The 2,450-nt window shown below is 77.0% G+C and carries 3 protein-coding genes; 1 reads left to right on the top strand and 2 read right to left on the bottom strand.

The features are described from left to right. Positions 1-345, bottom strand: a 345-nt coding sequence (locus AB0O00_RS35680) for an AAA family ATPase (protein WP_363658860.1), incomplete at its 3' end; no start/stop codon positions are given. A gap of 88 nt (positions 346-433) precedes the next feature. After that, the gene (locus tag AB0O00_RS35675; RefSeq protein WP_363658859.1) at positions 434-1,054 is read right to left on the bottom strand and encodes a hypothetical protein; all 621 of its coding nucleotides are present in this window, start codon (positions 1,052-1,054) and stop codon (positions 434-436) included. A 193-nt stretch (positions 1,055-1,247) separates the two neighbouring features. On the opposite strand from AB0O00_RS35675, the gene AB0O00_RS35670 reads away from it, so the two are divergent. Beyond that, a partial coding sequence (locus AB0O00_RS35670) for a PLP-dependent aminotransferase family protein (protein ID WP_363658858.1) occupies positions 1,248-2,450 on the top strand: 1,203 nt, incomplete at its 3' end.

Raw genomic sequence — 2,450 nt, 5'->3', positions numbered from 1 at the left:
GGCGAGCAGCCCGACCGGCACCGCCCGGCCGCCGACGTGCGCCCGCGAGCGCCCCTCGGCGGAGACGGTGCGGCTGATCAGCAGGGCGCCGTCGTCCAGTTCGGCCCCGGCCTCGATCGCGCGGGCCGCCGCCGGGGAGCCGGCGGGCAGTTCGAGCCGGCCCTCGACGACGGCGCGCCCGGTGCCGCCCCGCACCAGTCCCGGGTCGGCCCGGCCGCCGAGCAGGAGGCCGAGGCTGGTCACCACCATGGTCTTTCCGGCGCCGGTCTCACCGGTCACGGCGGTGAAGCCGGGGGCCAGTTCGACCACCGCGTCGTCGATGACCCCAAGATCCCGTATCCGCATCTCGTCCAACACGGAGACGACCTTACGAGGTTCCACCCCCGGCGCGCGACGAGCGGCAACGCCGCGCGGCAACTCCGTGCCCGGAAGTTCATCCCTTCCGGGAGGTTTGCCCCGGGGCGGGCGCGGTGCACCAGGGCAGGAAGAACTGCACCAGCGGGCCGATGGCCAGCGCGTACGCGATGGTGCCGACCCCGGCGGTGCCGCCGAGGAGGACTCCGGCGGTGAGCACGGTCAGTTCGATGCCGGTGCGGATGAGCCGCAGCGAGCGGCCGGTGCGCCGGTGCAGGCCGGTCATCAGGCCGTCGCGTGGGCCCGGACCGAGGCGGGCGCCGATGTAGAGGCCACTGGCCAGGCCGTTGAGCACGATCGCGGTGGTCATGAGGGCGACCCGGGCGGGCAGCGCGCCGACGCCGTCGACGACCCCGAGGGTGAGGTCCATGGCGGCGCCGATCACGAGCACGTTGGCGACGGTGCCGAGCCCGGGCCGCTGGCGCAGCGGGATCCACAGCAGCAGGACGAGGGCGCCGCAGATCGTCACCCAGGCCCCGACGGTCAGTCCGAGCACGCGCTGGAGGCCCTGGTGCAGGACGTCCCAGGGGTCGAGCCCGAGGCCGGAGCGGAGCATCAGCGCCATGCTCGCGCCGTACAGCGCGAGGCCGCCGAAGAGCTGCGGGAGGCGGCGGCCGAGGGCGTGGGTGTCGCCGAACACGCGAACGGCGAGCGGGGTCCGCCCGGACGGGACGGGGGTCGGGGTCGCGGTGGTGGCCAATGGTGCTCCTGCGGTGGTGCCACACCCCGGGAGCGGGCCCCGGCGATGGCGGCCTCGACGGCCGCGCTGCCATGATGAAGGGGCCAACCGGGCCCACTCCAGGGCCAATCCCGAGCAAGTGGACTGATCACCCATGGCCGACTGGCACACCACCGTCACTCCCCCGGCGCTCGCCCGGCTGCTCTCCACCGCGCGGCTGCCCGCACCGGACACCGTCCGCCGGCCCGCCTACCGCACCCTCGCCGGCCAGATCCGGCTGCTGGTCACCGAGGGCCGCCTGCCGGTCGGCGCCCGCCTGCCCGCCGAACGCGAGCTCGCCACCGCCCTGGACCTCAGCCGCACCACCGTCGCCACCGCGTACGAGGCGCTGCGCACCGACGGCTACCTCCGCAGCCGCCGCGGCTCCGGCAGCTGGACCACCCTGCCCGAGGGCGCCCCGCCGCCCAGCGACGCCCTGCACCCCGTCCCGCCGGACGAGCAGAACCGCACCCTGGACCTCGGCGTCGCCGCGCCGCCCGCCCCGCAGCCCTTCCTCGGCGAGGCCGCCGCCCGCGCCGTCGAGCAGCTGCCCCGGTACGCCGCCGGGCACGGCCACTACCCCACCGGGGTCCCGGTGCTCCGCGAGGCCGTCGCCCGCCGCTTCACCGAGCGCGGCCTGCCGACCACCCCCGACCAGATCCTGATCACCACCGGCGCGATGGGCGGCCTCCACCTGCTCCAGCGGGTGCTGATCGGCCGCGGCGACCGCGTCGCCGTCGAGGCGCCCAGCTACGCGCACACCCTCCAGGCCCTGCGGCTCGCCGAGGCCCGGCTGGTGCCCGTCCCGTACGCGTGGCCGGACGGTCCGCTGCGCGGGCCGCGCTGGGACCTCGCCGAGTGGCGCCGGGTGCTGCACGGCGCCGCGCCCCGGCTCGCCTACGTGCTGCCCGACTTCCACAACCCGACCGGCGCGCTGATCGGCGAGGAGCAGCGCCGCGAGCTGCTCGCCGCCGCCCGGACGGCGGGCACGGTCGTCCTGGTCGACGAGACCACCGCCGAGCTCGCCTGGGGCGTGGAGCCCTCCGCGCCGCTGCCGCGTCCGACGGCCGCCCTGGACCGGGCCGCGCAGGTCGTCACCGTCGGCTCGGCGGGCAAGCTGCTCTGGGGCGGCCTGCGGATCGGCTGGGTGCGGGCCGCTCCCGCGCTGGTGCGCCGGCTGGCCTCCGAGCGCGTCTACAGCGACGTCGGCACCCCGGTGCTGGACCAGCTGATCGCCGCCGAGCTGATGGGCGAGCCGCTGCCCGCCGTCCGCGCGCACCAGCTCGACCGGCTGCGGGCCAGCGCCGCCGCGTTCGGC

The sequence above is a fragment of the Kitasatospora sp. NPDC093558 genome (genome assembly GCF_040683475.1).
Lineage (GTDB): Bacteria > Actinomycetota > Actinomycetes > Streptomycetales > Streptomycetaceae > Kitasatospora.
This window is presented reverse-complemented; position numbering and strand designations above follow the sequence as displayed.